The organism is Streptomyces sp. NPDC097640 (assembly GCF_040302705.1).
Classification (GTDB): domain Bacteria; phylum Actinomycetota; class Actinomycetes; order Streptomycetales; family Streptomycetaceae; genus Streptomyces.
In genome coordinates this window covers 89,684-105,994 of record NZ_JBEOSB010000030.1, presented here as the reverse complement: position 1 = coordinate 105,994, position 16,311 = coordinate 89,684, and the positions used below count along the sequence as shown (strand labels likewise).

Genomic DNA, 16,311 nt, shown 5'->3' with positions numbered 1-16,311 from the left:
GGGGTGGGGACGGGGTTGGGGTGGGGTTGGGGCGGGTGGGCTCAGCTGTGCGGGGCTCCCGGCGCGGTCGCCTTGAGGGCCAGCCACAACTCCATGCGCACATCGGGGTCGTCCAGCGAGCGGCCCAGGATCTCCTCGACGCGGCGCATCCGGTAGCGGAGGGTGTGCCGGTGGACACCGAGGTCGGCCGCCGCCGCGTCCCACTGGCCGTGCCGGGACAGCCAGGCGCGCAGCGAGGCCACCAGGTCGCCGCGGCCCGTCGCGTCGTGGTCCCGCAGCGCCCGCAGCATGCCGTCGGCGAAGGCCCGTACGGCGTCGTCGGCCAGCAGCGGCAGTACCGAGCCCGCGGCGACCTCCTCGTGCTCGACCAGCACCCGGCCGCGCCGCCGGGCCACCGAGAGCGCCTGCTCCGCCTGGCGGTAGGCGGCCGCGGCGGCCGTCGGACCCGCCGGGGCGGACAGCCCTATGACGAGGTCGCCGAGGTCGTCGCCCGGGGGCGCGGCGCTGCGGTCGCGCGGGCGGGCCGCGGTGCCGCGGCGGCTCTCGACCGCCTCGGCGTGCTCGCCGCAGGCGGAGACCGCGGCGCCACCGTCGGGGGCCAGCACGATGAGGCGCTCGCCGTCGGGCACCACCAGCACGGCCTCGCCGCCACGGGCGGCGGCCGCCTCCATCGCGTCGGCGAGCGCGCCGAGCGGGTCGTCCGCCGGGGCCGCCTCGGCCTGTACCGCGCCGGTGCCTTTGGCTGTCCCGGTGCCCTTACGGGCCGCTGCCGCGCCGCCGACGCCCGTACCGCCCGCGCCCGTACCGCCGGAGGTCGCGTCGGCCTGGCCCGTGCCGGCCTGGCCCCCCGCCGCCGGCTCGTCCGCCACGGCCGCCGCGCCCGGCTGCTGGGGTCCGCCGCCCGGCGCGGCCTCGGCGACGAGCATCCGGAAGGGCGCGTCCAGCAGTCCGCCGTACAGCTGCCCGGCGACCGCCCGGGCATGGTCGGGCTCGCCCGCGAGCAGCATCCGCAGCACGGCGGCGCCGAGCCGCTGCTCGGCCTCCTGGAGGGCGCGGGAACGCTCGGTGGTCAGGGTCAGCAGCGCCACCGCCGAGTGCACGGCATAGCGCTCGGCGGTGCCCAGGGGCGCGCCCGTGCCGACCGCGAGCACGCCGCGGGTCCGGCGGCCGGTGCCCAGCGACTGGAGCTCCACCCGGTCCGCCACCGCCTCATCGGCCGAATCCGCACCCTCGGCAGCACCGCTTGCCCCGCCGTCCTCGTCCCCGGCCCCGGCGCCGCCTCCACCGCCTCCCACTACGGCGCTCGCGGGGGCGGGGCGGCTGCGCAGCCGCTCCACGTCGGCGGTGAGCCGGGCGGCGCGCCGGGCCGCCCAGTCGGGGGCTGCCGCGACCACCGCCCCGGACGCGTCGTACAGCGCCGCCCAGCCGTCGAGGTGCGCGGCCAGCCGCGCGAGCAGCGCGGCGGGCCCCTCGGCGCCGATCGCGGCCCGGGTCAGCTCGCGCTGCGCCTCGAACCCGGCCGTCACCGCGCGGTACTGCTCGGCGGCGATGGCCGCGGACACGGCCTTGCTGATGGCGATGAAGGGCGTGCGACGCGGCACTTCCAGCAGCGGCAGGCCCTCTTCCTTCGCCGCGGTCACGAGCGCGGCGGGCACCTCGTCATGGTTGACCCCGACCGCGAACCCGAGCCCCACGACCCCGGCGCCGACCAGCCGCCGCACATAGCGGCCCATCGCCTCCGGATCCTCGGCGTCGAGCTTCATCCCGGTGGTCAGCAGCAGCTCGCCGCCCTCCATATAGGGCACAGGGTCGGCGAGCTCGCTGACGTGTGCCCAGCGCACGGGCGTCTCCAGCCGGTCCTCCCCCGCGAGCACGGACAGCTTCAGCGCGGTGTGGTGGACCAGTGAGGCGAGGGTGGGAGGCATGGCACCTTCGGTGGGCTTCGATGCGGTTTCCGTGCGACTTCGGCACGAAGACTTTGCCGTCCCGTATGAACGGCCGCAACCGATTCTGCCTCAATGGACGAATTCAGGAAATCGAGGAACGTCGAATTTCGGCTGGTGCGCGGGAGCGGACGGGACGCCACCGGGACGACCGGAGAGCCCGTGCCCGCGCCCCCGCACGTACGGACGTCAGGCGCGCAGATCCACCAACACGGGCGGGCCGCTCTCGCCCCGGACGGAGGTCACCGACAGCACGGCGTGCCCCGCGGGCACCGCGTGCGCGAGTTCCGAGGCCGACCAGCGCTCGCGCTCGACCTTCCGGACGGTCACCGACTGGGTCGTCACGGCCTTGCCGGTGACCACCTTCCGGATGAAGTGCAGCACCTTGGTGAAGGGCTCCTCCGCGATGATCTGGCGGTCGGTGACGTCCCGCGCCTCGACCCACTCCGTACCCCACACCTCGGCGAACCGCGCCCCGTCCCAGGTGGTCACCCCGGCGTAGGCCATCCGGCAGCCGACCGCGCCGAGCAGCGCGCTGCGCAGTGTTTCGGGCACATCGTCCAGGGTGCGCAGGGTCAGGACGACGCCCGCGTTGGCGGAGCGCAGCCGCTGGATGCCGCGCAGCGCCTCGGGGGTGACGGTGTGCGAGGCGTCGTCGAGGACCAGGCAGGCGAAGAGTGACCGGTCGGCGCGGCCCACGGCGCACTCGGTGAACTGCGCCAGGACCAGGCGGGCCAGCATCCGGGACGCCTCGACATGGCCGCGGTCAGGCAGATCGATCCGCACCCGCAGCGGGTGCTCGAGGGCGCGCAGCGAGAAGGGACGGCGGTCGCCGCGCGTGTCGAAGAAGTCGGCGAACACCGGCCGGTCGAGCAGCGCGATCCGGTCGGCGAGCAGCGCCCCCACATCACCGGGGCTACCGGCCTGCCGCACCCGCGCGTCCAGCTCACGCGCCTGCGCCGACTGCCCGGCCGCGTCCAGCGCCTCGCGGAGCGCGCTCACTGCAACCTTCGAGCCGTCCAGCAGCTCGCGCAGCTCGGGCACGGACGGGAAACGGCCGTGGGCGGCGCGGTACGGGCCGAGCAGCTGGGCGAGCGCGGTGGCGGCCCGGCGGCTGTCCCCGCCCGGCAGCGAGGCCGTCATATCGCCGATCAGGGCCTCGGCGAGGACGCCCGCGGCCTCGTCGGGGTCGCTGGTGCCGCCGTAGAGGTCGAGGTCGTACACGGAGTCGGGGCGGCCGACCTTCACCACGACGTCGAACGCCTCGTCGCCGCCGAGCCCCGACCCCGCCGCCCCCACGACCACCACGGCCACCTGCCCCGCGAGCGCCTGGAGGCACAGCGCCTCCACCACGGGCCGCACCAGCCGCCCGGTCTTCCCCGTCCCGGCCGGCCCGACGGCCAGCAGGGAGGTGCCGAGCACATCGGGGTCGAGGGCGAGGCCGACACCGCGGTGCTGGTAGGGGTTGCGGAGGTCGTCGACGGCGGTGCCGATGCGGACCTGGCGGGCGACCAGGTCGTGCTCGGCCGTACGGGCGGGCAGGTCGCGCGCGCCCGAAGGGTGCGTATGCGCGGCGGCGCCTTGGCGCAGCACGGTGTCGGTGAAGGCGGCGAGCGAACCCCGCCCGGCCCGCACGGTCTGCCAGGCCCGCTGGATCCGGGCGTGATCCACATCGTTCATCCGCCCGGCCCGCGCCTCCTCCGCCAGCCGATCAGCCGCACTGTGCGCCCCGGAGGCGCGCAGCTCCGGCCACTGGGCGGGGTCTGCCTGGGGGTCGGTGGGGACGGGGGAGGAGCCGGGGTCGTCCCATGCGCGGCGGAAGAGGGGGGCCACGTATCGGCGCCAGACTTCGGCCCAGTGGCCGACGCGGCTGAAAATCGCGGCGATGATCAAGAACCAGAGGGCCTTGTAGAAGCTTACGATCTGCTCATTTATTGTGAGCCAGCCTTCTGATTTGGCCAGCCTCAGCGGCAGGAGCCAGTACGAGCCCAGGTAGCCCCTGTCGGCGGTAAGAAGCGACCACAACAGCCACGTGCACAGCAGGGCGATCAATGCGCCGGTGAACAATCTGCGCGCCGGAATCCGGTCCGGATCCTCCGGCGGCTTGGGCTTGTGACCGTACGTCCACACCCCCGGCGCCGCTTCAGGCCGCGGTGTTCGCAGCCAGGCGATCAGTGATGGCCGCGCTCCGGAGGGCGCCGAGGCCGGGCTCGGCGGCATCGGCGGCGGGGCCGACGGCTGGAGCGCGGGTGCCTGGTGGGGATACGAGGGCGGCCCCCCGGCGGGCGGAGGGCCGGCGGGTGGTGCGGGGAAAGGGGGTGGGGTGCGGTGGGTGCCGCGTGAGTCGAACGTGCCGTCGGTGTCCATCTGCTGCCCCTTGACCCCTGACCTGCTGTGCTTTTGCCTCGTGTCACCGCGCTGACGCGCACTGACGCGCCGGCGTCCAATCTAGTGTTCCCGGCCGGGGAGTTCAGCGACCCCGGCGGTACCCGCGTCCCGCGGGCCGCGACCGAGCCGCAGTGACGGAGAGCTCCGCGCTATGTCCGCCGAGGACAACGCAACACGCCCACTGCTCCCGAACGGAACATGCCGCACCCGCCCCACCCCGCCTAGCCTGCGAGTAATACCGCTGATACCGCCGTTCTTCCCCTGGACCACCTGGAGCACCCATGACCGAATTGTCCGGAGGCCCGTCCCTCCCGCAGGAGCGCCGCGTCGTCACCGCGATTCCCGGCCCGAAGTCCCAGGAGCTGCTCGCGCGCAAGACCGCGGCGGTGGCGAACGGGGTCGGGACCGTTCTGCCGGTGTTCGCCGTGCGGGCGGGCGGCGGGGTGATCGAGGACGTGGACGGCAACTCCCTCATCGACTTCGGCTCCGGCATCGCCGTGACCTCCGTCGGCTCCAGCGCCGAAGCCGTGGTCCGCCGCGCCACCGCCCAGCTCGCCGACTTCACCCACACCTGCTTCATGGTCACGCCCTACGAGAGCTATGTAGAGGTCTGCGAGGAACTCGCCGCCCTCACGCCCGGCGACCACCCCAAAAAGTCCGCCCTCTTCAACTCCGGCGCCGAAGCCGTCGAGAACGCCGTCAAGATCGCCCGCGCCTACACCAAGCGCCAGGCCGTCGTCGTCTTCGACCACGGCTACCACGGCCGCACCAACCTCACCATGGCGCTGACCTCGAAGAACATGCCGTACAAGCACGGCTTCGGACCGTTCGCGCCCGAGGTCTACCGGGTCCCGGTCGCCTACCCCTACCGCTGGCTCACCGGCCCCGACAACTGCGCCGACGAAGCCGCCGCCCAGGCCATCGACATGATCACCAAGCAGGTCGGCCCCGACAACGTCGCCGCCATCATCATCGAACCCGTCCTCGGCGAGGGCGGCTTCATCGAGCCCGCCCCGGGCTTCCTCCCCAAGATCGCCGACTTCGCCCGCGCCAACGGCATCGTCTTCGTCGCCGACGAGATCCAGTCCGGCTTCTGCCGCACCGGACAGTGGTTCGCCAGCGAACACGAAAACCTCGTCCCCGACCTCATCACCACCGCCAAGGGCATCGCCGGCGGCCTCCCCCTCGCCGCCGTCACCGGCCGCGCCGACATCATGGACGCCGCCCACACCGGCGGCCTCGGCGGCACCTACGGCGGCAACCCCGTCGCCTGCGCCGCCGCTCTCGGCTCCATCCAGACCATGCGCGACCTCGACCTCAACAGCAAAGCCCAGCGCATCGAACACATCATGAAAACCCGCCTGGCCGCCCTCCAGGAGAAGCACGACATCATCGGCGACCTCCGCGGCCGCGGCGCCATGATCGCCATCGAGCTGGTGAAATCCGGCACCAAGGACCCGAACCCGGAGGCGACGGCGGCGGTGGCCAAGGCCTGTCACGCCGCGGGCCTGCTGGTGCTGACCTGCGGTACCTACGGGAATGTGCTGCGCTTCCTGCCGCCGCTGGTCATCGGCGAGGAGCTGCTGAACGAGGGGCTGGACATCCTCGAAGAGGCGTTCGGACGACTGTGACTGTGAGTGATCGATGGGCGGCGTGAAGAAGATGTGCGAGGGCGATGACAGCTGGGTGATCGGCCTGTCGGGCGCGCCTTCGCTGCCGTACGGTCATGGCAGATGAGAGAAACACCCCGCTCGCAGGGGACTGCGAGCGACGCCGAGCCGGTGCTTCCCCAGCCCCGACCCGGCTGTGCCCTCGCGCACACCACTGGAGCCTCCGGCTCCGGATCTCCTCACCGATCGGATGGCCGCCCGCCCCAAACCCCCCGGGGCGTGCGGTACACCGGTCACTACGGCGGCCCCGGAACCACCCCCCCTGTTCCGGGGCCGCCGATCATTTCCCGGGCAGCCCTCGCGCCCGTCCTCGCTCCGGCGGCGCTGTTGGCACTGTTCGCGCTGTGTACCTGGCAGGTGGCCGCCCACGGCCCGCTGCGCTCCCTCGACGAGCGGATCGCCAGGGCGCTCACCGCGTCCTCGGGGCCCGGCCCCACGCTCCTCCCCTCCCCCGCCGCCGAGTTCTTCGCCGATCTCGGCAACATGGCCGTGGCCCTGCCGGTGCTCGCGGCCGTGCTGGGCTGGGCGGCGTGGCGGGAGCGGCGCGCGGGGGCGGTGCGCTGGTGGCTGCCGCCGCTGGCCGCCGCCGCGGCGATGGCGGCGGTGCCGGCCCTCGTCGCCCCGGTCAAGGCGCTGGTCGACCGCCCCGGCCCGCCCGGCCCCCTCGCCGACGGCTCCGGCTTCTACCCCTCGGGCCACGCCGCCACCGCCGCGGTCGCCTACGGCGCGGCCGTCCTGCTGCTGCGCCCGTACCTCCGCCGCCTGCCGCTTCGCCGAGCGCTCATCGGGGCGGTGGTGCTGGTGAACCTCGCGGTCGGTGTGGGGCTGGTCCGGCGCGGCTACCACTGGCCGCTGGACGTGGCGGGGAGCTGGTGTCTGTCCGGCTGTCTGCTGTGGGCGCTGTGGTGGGCGCAACGTGCGAGGGCGTCCGGCCCGCCGTCACGGACGGCCGAGTCGCCCGGGGACGGACAGGGGTAGCCTCCGCACGTCGGTGAGGGGAAGCAGAGGAATGCCTCCAGGGCGATCCATCGCCTGCCACAACCGCCTGGCGGGCAGGTCGACGGGGATCGCGCCCTCGGTGTCGAGGAAATACCGCTCCATGAACTCCCGTACAGGACCGGTGGGGACCTCGGCACCGGACCGCTCATCCGCGTCGGCGCCGCCTGACAGCATCACGAGGAGCATCCCGTAGACCCGGTCCATGCCGCTGCCCAGGGCCGGCTGGAAGTACGGCACGTCGAGAGCGCTGCCGCCGCATCGTGCGTAGAAGCGCAGCCTCGCCACGGGGTCGCCGAGTACCTCATCGCTTTCATGAGCCAGCGGATGTTCGAGTTCCGTGAGGGTCAGCCGGGGCCCGAAGCGACGTTGCCAACCACCGCTCACCTCCTCCATCAGCCAGCCGCCGAGTCCGCTGGAGCGGGCGTCGGCGTGGACGGCGAGGTACGCGAGGAGAAGCACCCCCGACTCGGGTGACCAGTCGCCGACAGCAACGGCGACCGGCAGAGAATCCTCGTTCACGATCGTGGTGACGAGTCTGAGATCTTTTGCCAGCCCCGACCGCAGTTCGTCAAACGACTCGAGCTCGTTCGCTGGGAAGTACGCGAGCAGCAGGTCCCTGTACACCCGCGAGAGCAGGGCGTCATCGCCATCACCCACGTGCACCATACGCAACCCGGGACGCACCCTACGAATCCCTTCTTCCGGCTGCCCGCCAGAACCAGCCGCCCACCAGAACCGCCATAATCACGATCACCATGATGATCGCCACCGCACCTGCTGCCTGAATGTCATAACCGGCCTGCAATATCTGGCCGAGGCCCGAGACACCCACGGCGGCGATGACGGCGAGCATGGTGTCAAGCTTTGCACGCTGCTGCCGTTCGATTCTGACTTCTTCCCTGGATTCCCGATCGGCGCGTTGCTGCGACAGTTTTTCGATCGCCAGGCCGAGTTGTTCGTGTGCGACCTCTTCGATTTTCAGGACGATCTCCTCGACGCGCGCGTGGTATCCGGACCGGTCGAGCAGCAATCCGAGCATGGCGGCGCACACGGGGGAGGAAACAAGTGAAGGCGAACGTATCAGGGCCATCGTGGAGCGGGCCTCGACGGCGAAATTGTTCAGCCGCAGCCGCTCCTCGTCCAGCTGGGCGGAGAGATCACCGAGCGCGTCCGCCGGGAGATCGTCCATCGCCCCCGCCTCGGCGACCCGGCGCTGGAATTCCTTGGCCCGGGTGTAGTGGCTGGCCAGCTCGTGCGACCAGCCCGCGAACAGGCCATCGAGAGAGGCCACGAACTCGGCCATGCTGCTGCGGGTTCCAGTAACCCATTCAGGCGTGCCGGGAGCCACCAGGAGCACGGTGTTGCAGGTCCGCACCGTCCAGTCCGTGGTCAGGCCCATCGCGTCGACCCCAGCCGACTCATGGGCCGGATAGCGGATCCACTCGGCCAGGGATCCGATGTCGGACGCGACCGGGCTGGTGAGAACCTGAGCTCCCACCGCTGAATTGAATTCCTCGACGGTGAGCACTTCACTTCTGCCGCTGTTCCCGGCCGGACCCAAGGCTTTCGAGGCCTCGTTCACCGAGACGACAACCTGAAACATACCCGGCCTGGCCACGCTCCGGACCGAGTTCCCCACTGCGGACTCCTGGAGTGCCACGCTCACATCGTCCACAAGCTGCATGGCGAAGTCCGAGAGCCTGGGCCAGACCTGCCCGTCCGGCTCGGCGGCCCGAAATCCCACGCGCACGACCCCGTGTTCCGGTGCGGCGCGCATCAGCATGGCATGGACGTCCATGGGCGAGGATTCGACGAGTTCGGCCTGGAATCTCACATAGTGATTTCCAAGGCGAGAGAACAGAATCTGCGCGGTGACCGTCCCGAGCTCGATTCCGTCGACACTGCGGATGGCGACGTCGGGCAGTTCGAGGAAAGTGCCGTCATAACCCCGCCCCAAAGGGTCCGAACCGTCCCAGATGTCATCGAGGTCGAGTGCGTCATGAACATCGAGCGGAGCGGCCCCGGCCAACCGCCACCCGGCGGCATCGCCGCCCGCCGCCACCACCTGCTCGGGGGTGAGCCCGCGGACGGCGAAGGGATAGATGAACACCACGCTTCCATGGTCGATGCGCAGCCATTCGGCGTCCTTGTGCTGGTTGAGCGCCAGGAGACTGGCCCGGTGGGCCCTCAGTTCGCTGCGCCAGCGATGGCCGGCCATCGCCCGCTCCGCTTCCGCGACGGCGGAGATCGCGTCGTCGAGCGACGCGCCCGTTTCCAGGAACGCCACAATCGCCCGCGCGGCGCGGGCGACCGCTTCATGCCAGAGGCAGTACCGCCTGGCCACCGCCACGAGCCAGGTGCTCAATTCCGGGAGGCCGATGGCTGCCCGCAGGGCCAGATCCACCGCTTCACGCCCTTTTTCCACTGCCAGTTCGGCAGCGTCGGCGCAACTGGCCAGGCGCCCGCACATCAGGGCGTTTTCCGTCAGGATTTGCGCGTCCAGGCTCTCCATCAGCGCCAGAACGGCCCCCGCGGCCGCCTGGTCCCCCTCCGCGAGCCCCAGCGGCTGATCACGTAAGGCGTCTTGCGCACCGCGCAAGGTGTCCCACAACGGGCGATAGTGATAGGAGACTTCCCATGCCTCCTCGACTTCCAGGAGGATGTACAGCAGCAGGAGGGCCGGGCCGCCGACGACTCGCGCGGCCCGCGGCAATTGGACGGACACTTCCTGCGCCGCTTCCACTCTCCTGCCCGGAGGTCTGCGGCTGGTGGGCACGCCGTCCCTCGGAGCCTCCGCGTCCCAGCGCGGCAGCGCTCTCAACGTGCTGGTCCTGACGTCCTGCTGGGAGAGCCAGTCCCGCAAGGGCTCGGTACGTCCGGCCGTCAACGCCGCGAAGAGATCCCGATGCACCCGGTCACCCTACAAGCGCAGGTCGACTCCCGTGCCGCCTCCCGCTGTTCGCATCGACGGCTGTGTTCCACGCCGTCGGCCCGCCACCCCGTCACCGACCATCGCCGAGCGATGGCCCAGGTCATCGGGGTGGCGCCGACGTCACCGCTTTCGGTCCCCGGGACCCGACTAGAAGATGGAGTCCAGTGCGGCGTCGAGGGCCATCAGGTAGATGGCGGGGACGACCATGCCGATGATTCCGCAGACCAGGCCCGCGGTGGCCGACCCGGCGTTGCTGGCCTCGCCGCGGCCCACCTTGCCCTTGCCGATGGCGCCGAAGATGATCGCGAGGATGCCCAGGATGATGGCGAAGAACCACAGGAAGTAGGTGATCCCGCACACCAGCCCGACGATGCCGCAGACCAGCGCGGCGGTCCCCATGCCGTTGCTCTGCTGCATGGGCATCCCGGCGGCCCCGGGGCCCCCCGGGTAGACGGGCGGCGCGGCGGGGTAGCCGGCCCCGGGGTAGTACTGGGGCTGGCCGGGCGGCTGCGTGGGCGGTTGGGCGGGTGGCTGGGGCGCACCGTACTGGTTCGGGTCGTATGGGCCGGGCTGTGGGTTTGCTGCGGACATGAGTTGTCTCCCCTCCTGGTGAAGTGCCGTGCAATGTTATGGGCTGACGGAACTACAAGCACAAGCCGTTGCGGCAGCTCATCACGTGCTGTCGGTGGCGGATGCGAGAATCCGGGCATGGAGACGAACGGGGAGACGGATTCGGTTTCGGGTTCGGTTTCGGATTCGGCGCACGGGGGGCCGCGTTCGGCGGCGGAGCTGACCGAGCGGGTGGAGCGTGGCGAGCGCTTCAAGTACGTGTGGTTCTGGGGGCATCGGCCGCCGCGTGGCGGGGGCGTGGGTCCCGGGTGTTTCAGCCAGTGGTGGCCCTCGGAGTTCGTCGTCGACGGCGTCCGGTACGCGACGGCAGAGCACTGGATGATGGCGGGCAAGGCCCGGCTGTTCGGCGACGCGGACGCGGAGCGGCGGGCGCTGGAGGCGGTCCATCCCAAGCAGGCCAAGGACGCGGGCCGTTCGGTGCTCGGCTTCGACGAGGCGGAGTGGCAGCGGCACCGCTTCGAGCTGGTGGTCCAGGGCAGTGTCCACAAGTTCGGCGCCGATCCGCGGCTGCGCGAGTACCTGCTGGGGACGGGGGCGCGGGTGCTGGTGGAGGCCAGCCCGCTGGACCGCGTCTGGGGCATCGGCCTGGCGGCGGACGACGAGCGGGCCCAGGACCCGGCCCGCTGGCGCGGGCTGAATCTGCTGGGCTTCGCGCTGATGGAGGCCCGTCAGCGGCTGTCGGCCGGGGAGTACACGGCCACGGCGGCCACATCGGAGGAGCCGGGTCCGCCCGCGTACGGGTCGTCGTCCTCCTCCGCGATATAGACGAAGATCATCACGACGCTCGCGACCACGGCGACCACCCCGAGGATGAGTCCGGCCAGGGCCTGTCCGCCGTTGTCGGCCTCGCCGCGCGTGGCCTTGGCGCGGCCGAGCACCCCGAAGATGATCGCGAGCACGCCGAGGATGATGCTGAAGACGACGGTCCAGAACAGGACGGCGCCGACGATGCCCAGCACCAGGGCGGCCGTGCCGTTGCCGTTGTCGGGGGCAAAGGGCGCGGGCCCGTAGGCGGGGCCGGGATAGCCGTAGCCCGGGTAGCCGGGGTAGGCGGGCTGCGCTCCGTACGGGGGCTGACCGTAACCGGGCTGGCCATAGCCGGGCTGACCGTAGCCGGTGGTCGTGTACGGCCCCGCCCCGTACGGCCCGGGCTGGGGCTGGTAGGCGCTCGGCGTGCCGGGGCCGGTCGGCGCCGGGGGCGGCGGGGGCACCGCGCCGGGCCCCATCACCGGGCTCGGCGGCGGGACGGGGGGCGCTCCCGGCAGCGGCGCGCCCGGCACGGGCGGTGGTCCCGGCAGTGGCGACGCGCCCACCGACGGTGCGGCCGCTGACGGTGCGGCCGGCGGAGGCGAGGCGGCCGGCTTGCCCAGCGGCACCCGCTGCTCCGGCGGGGCCCACGGATCGCTCTCGCGCGGCTCCGGGCGCGGCGGCTGTTCGGAATGCTCAGGCTGGTCGGCCATGCTCTCCCCCAGGTGATGTCCGCCCATGCTACGGCCTGCGCCCGGCCCGTGTAGCGGCCCGGACCGGGCCCCGCCGCGGCCTGTACCCATCCCCCGACCCGGCCTGTGCCGACGCCGGGCGGGCACCCGATTACGATGACCGGAGCCCGTCCCAGCCGGCCGCCTCCCGGAGGATCCGTTGACCGATCTCACCACCTTCATCGCCGGTCTCCCCAAGGCGGAGCTGCATGTGCACCATGTCGGCTCGGCGTCGCCGCGCATCGTGGCCGAGCTCGCCGCCCGCCACCCCGACTCCAAGGTCCCCGCCGACCCCGAGGAGCTCGCCGACTACTTCGTCTTCCGCGACTTCGCGCACTTCATCCAGGTCTACCTCTCCGTCGTCGACCTGGTGCGCGACGCCGAGGACGTACGGCTGCTCACCTACGAGATAGCCCGCGACATGGCCCGGCAGAACATCCGCTACGCCGAGCTGACCGTCACCCCGTACAGCTCGACGCGGCGCGGCATCCCCGATGTCGCCTTCGTCGAGGCGATCGAGGACGCCCGCAAGGCCGCGGAGACCGAGCTGGGCACCGTGCTGCGCTGGTGCTTCGACATCCCCGGCGAGGCGGGGCTCGAGTCCGCCGAGGAGACCGCCCGCATCGCCTGTGACCTGGGCCCGGCGGGCCTGGTCGGCTTCGGCCTCGGCGGGCCCGAGATCGGCGTGCCGCGCCCGCAGTTCAAGCCGTACTTCGACCGCGCCATCGCGGCCGGGCTGCACAGCGTCCCGCACGCGGGCGAGACCACCGGCCCCGAGACCATCTGGGACGCGCTCACCGAGCTGCGCGCCGAGCGCATCGGCCACGGCACCAGCGCCACCCGCGACCCGAAGCTGCTCGCACACCTCGCCGAGCACCGGATCCCGCTCGAGGTGTGCCCCACCTCCAACATCGCCACCCGCGCGGTCGCCACGCTGGACGAGCACCCGCTGAGGGAGATGGTCGAGGCCGGGGTGCTGGTGACCATCAACAGCGACGACCCGCCCATGTTCGGCACGGACCTCAACACCGAGTACGCGGTGGCGGCCCGGCTGCTGGACCTGGACGCGGCGGGGGTCGCGGCCCTCGCGAAGAACGCGGTCGAGGCGTCCTTCATGGAACCGGCGGACAAGGCGCGGCTGTCGGCCGAGATCGACGGCTACACGGCGGCCGCGGGCCGATGACCGCACCGGCCACGGCATGCACGGCGGTCGGCCACCGCGGCGACCCGTATGTGTGCCGCGAGAACACCCTGGCCTCGATCCGCTCCGCTGTGCTCGCGGGGGCCGGTGCCGTGGAGATCGATGTGCGGCTGACCGAGGACGGCGTCCCGATGCTGCTCCATGACGCGACCCTCAAGCGGCTGTGGGGGCACGACCGCCCCCTCGCCGCGCTGACCGGCGATGAGGTGCGGCGGCTCACCGGCGGCGGCGTGCCCTTTCTGCGGGACGCCCTCGCCGCAGCCGACTCGGCCCGCGTGATGATCGACCTCCCCGACGCCTCGGCCGCGCACTGCGCCGTCACCGAGGTCCATGAGTCCGGGGCGGCCGACCACGCCTACTACTGCGGGGGTCCGGCGGCCATGTACGCCGTGCGCGGCGAGGACTCGGACGCCGAGATCGCCCTGACCTGGACCACGCTGGCCCCGCCCCGTCCGACGCTGCTCGCCGAGCTGCGCCCCCGCTGGCTCAACTACCGCTTCGGGCTGGTCTCCCCCGAGCTGGTCGCCCGCGATCATGCCGCCGGGCTGCTGGTCTCCGCCTGGACCGCCGACACCCGTCGTTCGATGGCGCGGCTGCTGCGCGCGGGCGTCGACTCGATCACGACCAACCGGATCGGGGCGCTGTGTGCGCTGCTGGGGGTCAGTCGTGGGGAAAGTGCTCGGTCGAGATGACCAGATCGACGACCGTGCCCGTGAGGTCGATCGGTTCTCCGAAGTCCACGGTCCGCTGGCTGCGGTACTCGTCGCCCTTCGGCTCCGTGAAGACGTGGCACTGCCGCTGGTAAGGGTCGGCGATCAGATAGACCGGGACGCCCGCTACGGCGTAGGTGTCCCTCTTCGGACCGTAGTCGTTCCTGCCCGTCCCCCGAGAGATGACCTCCAGCACGAACTCGACGTCGCGGTACGACATATTCCCGCGCTCATCCGGCACCGCTCCCTCGGCGATTTTCGCCAAGTCGGGGCAGAAACCATTGAGATAGCCGGGGAAGTCGATACGCACGTCCACGTCGATATCCGCATCTCTACCGAAGCGGTCCTCAAGTTGTTGCATCACCCTCCGGATGATCTTCCAGTGCGTCCTGCGCTGCGGCGACATGTGGATGACCCCCTCGACGATCTCAACCTTGTAGCCCTCGGGGACAGGCATCCGCTCCAGGAGCTCGAACATGTCGTCCAAGCGAGCCTTGCCGCTCTCGGCCATCTCGATCCGTTCGGTCAGCTCGACGGTCATCGTGCCGCTCCTCCCCTGTCGCACGTATGCACGCGCAGCCGCACAGTTCAACGATACGTACCGGCCCCGGGACACAGGGGAGGGCGTGCCCCGGGGTCGCCGGACGTCAGCCCAGCGAGGTCATCACGTGCTTGATCCGCGTGTAGTCCTCGAACCCGTACGCCGACAGGTCCTTGCCGTAGCCGGACTTCTTGAAGCCGCCGTGCGGCATCTCGGCGACCAGCGGGATGTGGGTGTTGATCCACACGCAGCCGAAGTCCAGGGCCTTGGACATCCGCATCGCGCGCGCGTGGTCCTTGGTCCACACCGACGACGCCAGCGCGTACTCCACGCCGTTGGCGAAGGACACGGCCTGGGCCTCGTCGGTGAAGGGCTGGACGGTGATGACCGGGCCGAAGACCTCCTTCTGGATGATCTCGTCCTCCTGCTTGAGCCCCGAGACGACGGTGGGCGCGTAGAAGAAGCCCTTCTCGCCGACGCGGTGGCCGCCCGCCTCGACCTTGGCGTGTGCGGGCAGCCGCTCGATGAAGCCGCTGACCTGCGCCAGCTGGTTGGCGTTGTTGAGCGGGCCGTACAGCACGTCCTCGTCGTCGGGGGCGCCGGTCCTGGTGTCGGCGGCGGCCTTGGCCAGGGCGGCCACGAACTCGTCGTGGATCGACTCGTGGACCAGCACGCGGGTGGCCGCCGTGCAGTCCTGGCCGGCGTTGAAGAAGCCCGCGACCGAGATGTCCTCGACGGCCTTGGCGATGTCGGTGTCCTCGAAGACCACGACGGGCGCCTTGCCGCCGAGCTCCAGGTGGACCCGCTTGATGTCCTTCGAGGCGCTCTCGGCGACCTGCATACCGGCCCGGACCGAGCCGGTGATCGAGGCCATGGCGGGCACGGAGTGCTCGACCATCAGCCGGCCGGTCTCGCGGTCGCCGCAGATGACGTTGAAGACGCCGCGCGGGTGGCCCAGCTCCGTCAGCACCTCGCCGATGATCTCGGCGATCAGCACGGTGGAGGCGGGGGTGGTGTCGGAGGGCTTGAGGACGACGGTGTTGCCCGCCGCCAGCGCCGGCGCGAACTTCCACACGGCCATCATCATCGGGTAGTTCCAGGGCGCGACCTGCGCGCACACCCCGATCGGCTCACGCCGGACGATCGAGGTCAGCCCGTCCATGTACTCGCCGGCCGAGCGCCCCTCCAGCATCCGCGCCGCGCCCGCGAAGAAGCGGATCTGGTCGATCATGGGCGGGATCTCCTCGCTCGCGGTGAGGGCGAGCGGCTTCCCGGTGTTCTCGGACTCGACGGCCACCATGTCATCCGCGCGCGCCTCGAAGGCGTCGGCGATCTTGAGCAGCGCCTTCTGGCGCTCGCCCGGGACCAGGTCGCGCCAGGCCGGGAAGGCGGCCGCGGCGGCGGCCATGGCGGCGTCCACGTCGGCCCGGCCGGAGAGCGGCGCCGTCGCGTAGGGCTCGCCCGTGGTGGGGTTGACCACCTGCGTGGTCCGCCCGTCCGCGGCGTCCCGGAACTCTCCGTCGATGTAGTTGCGCAGACGACGCAGTTCGGTGGTCACGTGCCACCCCTCCCTGTCAGGTGTCCGATGGGTGAGACACCCACAGTAGTCCGCGGGCCTGCGCACCACCGAGAGGTTCGGTCACATCAGGGCTCCGGGGCGCGGCCCGCCCCACCGGTACCGGGCGGACAGAGGGCTGATCGGAGGAAATGACAGCGTGCCCGCGCCGAGCCTGGACGCGGGCAGGAGTCGGAGTCCTTACCGTGCCAGTGACCCATTGGCCCTGCGCTCGTTCACCCAACCGGGGGAACAGACGGACGA

General features: G+C 71.7%; 13 protein-coding genes. 5 read left to right on the top strand and 8 right to left on the bottom strand.

Annotated features, from left to right (window positions below):
• Positions 1-41 precede the first annotated feature (41 nt).
• Entirely contained in the window at positions 42-1,925 is a 1,884-nt protein-coding gene (locus ABTY62_RS37050; protein ID WP_352133786.1) for a PucR family transcriptional regulator ligand-binding domain-containing protein, read from the bottom strand.
• Between the two features lie 207 nt (positions 1,926-2,132).
• Positions 2,133-4,310 carry an ATP-binding protein gene (locus tag ABTY62_RS37045; protein WP_352133785.1) on the bottom strand — a complete coding sequence of 726 codons (2,178 nt, stop codon included), beginning with the start codon at positions 4,308-4,310 and terminating at the stop codon, positions 2,133-2,135.
• Between the two features lie 302 nt (positions 4,311-4,612).
• Between ABTY62_RS37045 and gabT the strand changes: the two genes are divergently transcribed.
• Complete coding sequence (gene gabT, locus ABTY62_RS37040) at positions 4,613-5,962, top strand: 4-aminobutyrate--2-oxoglutarate transaminase (RefSeq protein WP_352133784.1); 1,350 nt, start codon at positions 4,613-4,615, stop codon at positions 5,960-5,962.
• Between the two features lie 258 nt (positions 5,963-6,220).
• Positions 6,221-6,979 carry a phosphatase PAP2 family protein gene (locus ABTY62_RS37035; RefSeq protein ID WP_502997592.1) on the top strand — a complete coding sequence of 253 codons (759 nt, stop codon included), beginning with the start codon at positions 6,221-6,223 and terminating at the stop codon, positions 6,977-6,979.
• Here the strand turns inward: ABTY62_RS37035 and ABTY62_RS37030 are convergent.
• The 3 genes from ABTY62_RS37030 to ABTY62_RS37020 all read right to left on the bottom strand — a co-directional run bounded on the left by ABTY62_RS37030 (position 6,941) and on the right by ABTY62_RS37020 (position 10,523).
• Entirely contained in the window at positions 6,941-7,666 is a 726-nt protein-coding gene (locus ABTY62_RS37030) for a GNAT family N-acetyltransferase (protein ID WP_352133808.1), read from the bottom strand. The genes ABTY62_RS37035 and ABTY62_RS37030 overlap by 39 nt on opposite strands.
• Positions 7,667-7,685: 19 nt before the next feature.
• Entirely contained in the window at positions 7,686-9,743 is a 2,058-nt protein-coding gene (locus tag ABTY62_RS37025; RefSeq protein ID WP_352133782.1) for a hypothetical protein, read from the bottom strand.
• Positions 9,744-10,079: 336 nt separating this feature from the next.
• Positions 10,080-10,523 carry a DUF4190 domain-containing protein gene (locus ABTY62_RS37020; protein ID WP_352133781.1) on the bottom strand — a complete coding sequence of 148 codons (444 nt, stop codon included), beginning with the start codon at positions 10,521-10,523 and terminating at the stop codon, positions 10,080-10,082.
• A gap of 117 nt (positions 10,524-10,640) precedes the next feature.
• Here ABTY62_RS37020 and ybiA point away from each other — a divergent pair, with 117 nt between their 5' ends.
• Complete coding sequence (gene ybiA / locus ABTY62_RS37015) at positions 10,641-11,327, top strand: riboflavin biosynthesis intermediates N-glycosidase (protein WP_352133780.1); 687 nt, start codon at positions 10,641-10,643, stop codon at positions 11,325-11,327.
• Here the strand turns inward: ybiA and ABTY62_RS37010 are convergent.
• The gene (locus ABTY62_RS37010) at positions 11,231-12,022 is read right to left on the bottom strand and encodes a DUF4190 domain-containing protein (protein WP_352133779.1); all 792 of its coding nucleotides are present in this window, start codon (positions 12,020-12,022) and stop codon (positions 11,231-11,233) included. The genes ybiA and ABTY62_RS37010 overlap by 97 nt on opposite strands.
• Before the next feature lie 178 nt (positions 12,023-12,200).
• On the opposite strand from ABTY62_RS37010, the gene ABTY62_RS37005 reads away from it, so the two are divergent.
• Positions 12,201-13,223: an adenosine deaminase gene (locus tag ABTY62_RS37005; RefSeq protein WP_352133778.1), complete on the top strand. Its 1,023-nt coding sequence runs from the start codon at positions 12,201-12,203 to the stop codon at positions 13,221-13,223.
• Complete coding sequence (locus tag ABTY62_RS37000) at positions 13,220-13,933, top strand: glycerophosphodiester phosphodiesterase (RefSeq protein ID WP_352133777.1); 714 nt, start codon at positions 13,220-13,222, stop codon at positions 13,931-13,933. Before ABTY62_RS37005 ends, ABTY62_RS37000 begins: the two co-directional genes overlap by 4 nt.
• Here ABTY62_RS37000 and ABTY62_RS36995 read toward each other — a convergent pair.
• Together ABTY62_RS36995 and ABTY62_RS36990 are read right to left on the bottom strand one after the other, a co-directional pair.
• The gene (locus tag ABTY62_RS36995) at positions 13,902-14,492 is read right to left on the bottom strand and encodes a Uma2 family endonuclease (RefSeq protein ID WP_352133776.1); all 591 of its coding nucleotides are present in this window, start codon (positions 14,490-14,492) and stop codon (positions 13,902-13,904) included. The two genes, ABTY62_RS37000 and ABTY62_RS36995, sit on opposite strands and share 32 nt — an antisense overlap.
• A 106-nt stretch (positions 14,493-14,598) precedes the next feature.
• The gene (locus tag ABTY62_RS36990) at positions 14,599-16,050 is read right to left on the bottom strand and encodes a gamma-aminobutyraldehyde dehydrogenase (RefSeq protein ID WP_352133775.1); all 1,452 of its coding nucleotides are present in this window, start codon (positions 16,048-16,050) and stop codon (positions 14,599-14,601) included.
• Positions 16,051-16,311 lie beyond the last annotated feature (261 nt).

Excerpts from the sequence above, each read along its gene's own strand:
- ABTY62_RS36995 (WP_352133776.1), bottom strand. The coding sequence starts at position 14,492 with ATGACCGTCGAGCTGACCGAACGGATCGAGATGGCCGAGAGCGGCAAG.
- ybiA (WP_352133780.1), top strand. The coding sequence starts at position 10,641 with ATGGAGACGAACGGGGAGACGGATTCGGTTTCGGGTTCGGTTTCGGAT.
- ABTY62_RS37030 (WP_352133808.1), bottom strand. The coding sequence starts at position 7,666 with ATGGTGCACGTGGGTGATGGCGATGACGCCCTGCTCTCGCGGGTGTAC.
- ABTY62_RS37020 (WP_352133781.1), bottom strand. The coding sequence starts at position 10,523 with ATGTCCGCAGCAAACCCACAGCCCGGCCCATACGACCCGAACCAGTAC.
- ABTY62_RS37010 (WP_352133779.1), bottom strand. The coding sequence starts at position 12,022 with ATGGCCGACCAGCCTGAGCATTCCGAACAGCCGCCGCGCCCGGAGCCG.
- gabT (WP_352133784.1), top strand. The coding sequence starts at position 4,613 with ATGACCGAATTGTCCGGAGGCCCGTCCCTCCCGCAGGAGCGCCGCGTC.
- ABTY62_RS37050 (WP_352133786.1), bottom strand. The coding sequence starts at position 1,925 with ATGCCTCCCACCCTCGCCTCACTGGTCCACCACACCGCGCTGAAGCTG.
- ABTY62_RS37045 (WP_352133785.1), bottom strand. The coding sequence starts at position 4,310 with ATGGACACCGACGGCACGTTCGACTCACGCGGCACCCACCGCACCCCA.
- ABTY62_RS37000 (WP_352133777.1), top strand. The coding sequence starts at position 13,220 with ATGACCGCACCGGCCACGGCATGCACGGCGGTCGGCCACCGCGGCGAC.